The sequence below is a fragment of the Mitsuaria sp. TWR114 genome, assembly GCF_007997345.1.
In genome coordinates this window covers 1-3,088 of sequence record NZ_VOSR01000177.1, presented here as the reverse complement: position 1 = coordinate 3,088, position 3,088 = coordinate 1, and the positions used below count along the sequence as shown (strand labels likewise).

Genomic DNA, 3,088 nt, shown 5'->3' with positions numbered 1-3,088 from the left:
CCAGCGCCTGGCGCAGCGGCTCGACGAGCTCTATCGCGGCCTGACCTTCGGCGACCTGAAGTCACGCCCCCATGCGCCGGACCTGATGGTGACCGCTACCGACCTCACCACCGGCGCCCCCTTCGATTTCACGCCCGAGCAGTTCGGCCTGATCTGCTCGGACCTGGACCGCACGCCGCTGTCGTTCGCGGTCGCCGCCTCGTCGGCGGTGCCCATCCTGCTGTCGCCGATGACCCTGAAGAACCACGCCGGCGAGTGCGCCCCCGCGGCGACGCCACCGCGCGGCCCGGCGACGTCCGACGACTACCGCACCCGGCTGCTGGCGCTGAGCGCGCAAAGCTACCGCGACGCCAAGGAGCGGCCGTACATCCACCTCGTGGACGGCGGGGTCTCCGACAACACCGGCGCGCGGCTGATGCTGGACCGGCTGCTGGCCGGCGGCTCGATCGCCTCGTCCTTCCCGGACGCGCCGCCCGGCTCGATCCACCGGATGGTCCTGATCACCGTGAACTCGGAGCGCGACCTGGCCGAGCGCATCGACGCCAGCGACCAGGTGCCGTCGACGGGGCAGGTCATCGAGACCCTGGTCTTCGGCGCCGGCGCGCGCGAGACGCAGGTGACGCTGGCCATGCTCAACGACGACCACCGTCGCTGGCAGGCGGAACTGATGCGCACGCGCGGCACGCCGGGGAGTCCCTTCGCGGCGGACGCCGAGCTCCACATCGTCAGCGTGAGCCTGCATGACGTGCCGGACGACAAGATCCGCCACAGCCTGCTGCGCGTGCCGACGGCCTTCACCATCGAGGGCCGCGACGTGCAGGAGCTGCAGAAGGCCGGTGCCGAGGCGCTGCGTTCGGCCCCCGCGTTCATCCGCTTGAGGGAAAGCCTGGGCCGGCTGAAGTGAGGCGCGGCGGGCGCCGCAGCGTCCGCCCGGCGCGCCCCTCGATGCTCACTTCGGCGCCATCCGGATCGCGCCGTCCAGGCGGATCACCTCGCCGTTGAGCATGTCGTTGGTGACGATCTGGTGGACCAGCTTGGCGTAGTCCTCCGGGCGGCCCAGGCGGGACGGGAAGGGCACGCTCGCGGCCAGCGCGTCCTGCACCTCCTGCGGCATGCCGAACAGCATCGGCGTGCCGAAGATGCCGGGGGCGATCGTCATGTTGCGGATGCCGTTGCGGGCCAGGTCACGCGCGATCGGCAGCGTCATGCCGACGACGCCGCCCTTGGAGGCCGCATAGGCCGCCTGGCCCATCTGGCCGTCATAGGCGGCGACCGAGGCGGTCGAGATCAGGACGCCGCGCTCGCCGGTGGGCTCGGGTTCGTTCCGGCTCATCGCCTCGGCGGCCAGGCGGATCATGTTGAAGCTGCCGACCAGGTTGACGGTGATGACCTTGGAGAAGGTCGCCAGCGCATGCGCGCCGTCCTTGCCGATCGTCTTGGCGGCCGGCGCGATGCCGGCGCAGTTCACCAGGCCCATCAGCTTGCCCAACGAAACCGCCTTGGCGACGACCGCCTGCGCGTCGGCCTCCTGGCTGACGTCGCACTTGACGAAGGCGCCGTTCAGCTCCCGGGCCAGGGCTTCGCCGCGCTCGACCTGCAGGTCGGCGATGACGACGGTCGCGCCTTCGCGCGCCAGCATGCGGGCCGTGCCCTCGCCGAGTCCCGACGCGCCGCCGGTGACGATGAAGACCTTGTTCGCGATGTCCATGGGATGTCTCCTTCCAGGGGGTTCCTGTGTCCGGGCGGCGGCGAGGCGGCCGCGCGTCGGCTGGTTGCCGTTGACGTAAACGTCAATTGTCGGCGGAAAAATGGCGACCTCGTGGGCCGCCATCGTTGCTGTCGCGACGCGCGCGTCGCGGATCGTCGGGTCTCAGCCCAGCGCGGCGAGGGCGCGGCTGGTGATCTCGTCGACCGTGCCGATGCCTTCGATGCGGCGGTACTGCGGCGCCTGCGCGTCACCGCTGGCGGCCCAGGTCGAGTAGTAGTCCACCAGCGGGCGGGTCTGGGCCTGGTACACCTCGAGCCGCTTCTTGACGGTCTCTTCCTTGTCGTCGTCGCGCTGGATCAGGTCCTCGCCGGTGACATCGTCCTTGCCGGCGACCTTGGGCGGGTTGAACTTGGTGTGATAGGTGCGACCCGAGCCGACGTGCACGCGGCGGCCGCTCATGCGCTCGATGATGGCGGCGTCAGGGACGTCGATCTCGAGCACGAAATCAAGCTTCACGCCGGCGGCCTTCATCGCGTCGGCCTGCGGGATGGTGCGGGGGAAGCCGTCGAACAGGAAACCCTTGGCGCAGTCCGGCTGCGCGATGCGCTCCTTGACCAGGCCGATGATGATGTCGTCGCTGACGAGGCCGCCGGCGTCCATCACCTTCTTGGCCGCGACGCCGAGTTCGGTGCCCGCCTTGACGGCGGCGCGCAGCATGTCTCCGGTGGAGATCTGCGGGATACCGAACTTTTGGCAGATGAAAGCCGCCTGGGTGCCTTTACCGGCGCCAGGGGCGCCCAGAAGAATCAGTCGCATGGGTCTCCTCGATATGGGGAGAGGGCGCGCCGCACGGGTCGACGCGCCCTCGAAAACTGCGGGCGAGGATAGCACGGGCCTGCCTACGCCCCGCTGACGCGACCGTCGAATGACAGGGCCCGTCACCCGGTCGGGCCAGGGCCGCGATTCAGCTCGCCATCAGCTGTCTGACGCGTTCCAGGTCCTCGGGCGTGTCCACGCCGGGGCCGGGCCGCTCGTCGCTGACATGCACCGCGATGCGCTCGCCGTGCCACAGCACGCGCAACTGCTCGAGGGCCTCGATCTGCTCCAGCGGCGAGACGGCCAGCGTCGGGAAGCGGCGCAGGAAACCGGCGCGATAGGCATACAGGCCGACGTGGCGCAGGACCGCCCCCGGCTTGATGCGGGCGCCGCCGCCTGGCGCGTCCCGCCACCAGGGGATGGGCGCGCGGGAGAAATACAGCGCCAGGCCTTGCGCGTCGGTCACCAGCTTCACCACGTTCGGATTCGCGAACTCGGCGTCGTCGTCGATCGCGTGCGCGACCGTCGCCATCGCGCACTGCGGCCGCGCGGCCAGCAGCTCGG

3 protein-coding genes and 1 pseudogene are annotated in these 3,088 nt (G+C 70.5%); 1 reads left to right on the top strand and 3 read right to left on the bottom strand.

Going from position 1 to position 3,088, the window contains the following annotated elements; translation table 11 throughout:
• Positions 1 to 904 (top strand): annotated as a pseudogene (locus FUT87_RS08305) (patatin-like phospholipase family protein); the annotation flags it as partial.
• Positions 905 to 949: 45 nt separating this feature from the next.
• Here FUT87_RS08305 and FUT87_RS08300 read toward each other — a convergent pair.
• From FUT87_RS08300 to FUT87_RS08290, 3 genes are all read right to left on the bottom strand, one after another.
• Positions 950 to 1,708 (bottom strand): 3-hydroxyacyl-CoA dehydrogenase, encoded by a 759-nt coding sequence (locus FUT87_RS08300; protein WP_147240718.1) that lies wholly within the window; start codon positions 1,706 to 1,708, stop codon positions 950 to 952.
• Positions 1,709 to 1,870: 162 nt separating this feature from the next.
• Positions 1,871 to 2,524 carry an adenylate kinase gene (adk, locus tag FUT87_RS08295; RefSeq protein ID WP_147240717.1) on the bottom strand — a complete coding sequence of 218 codons (654 nt, stop codon included), beginning with the start codon at positions 2,522 to 2,524 and terminating at the stop codon, positions 1,871 to 1,873.
• Between the two features lie 148 nt (positions 2,525 to 2,672).
• A partial coding sequence (locus tag FUT87_RS08290; RefSeq protein ID WP_404935375.1) for a cytidylyltransferase domain-containing protein occupies positions 2,673 to 3,088 on the bottom strand: 416 nt, incomplete at its 5' end.

Bases quoted from the DNA above. Each gene is read 5' to 3' on its own strand.
- FUT87_RS08300 (WP_147240718.1), bottom strand. From the start codon at position 1,708: ATGGACATCGCGAACAAGGTCTTCATCGTCACCGGCGGCGCGTCGGGA.
- adk (WP_147240717.1), bottom strand. From the start codon at position 2,524: ATGCGACTGATTCTTCTGGGCGCCCCTGGCGCCGGTAAAGGCACCCAG.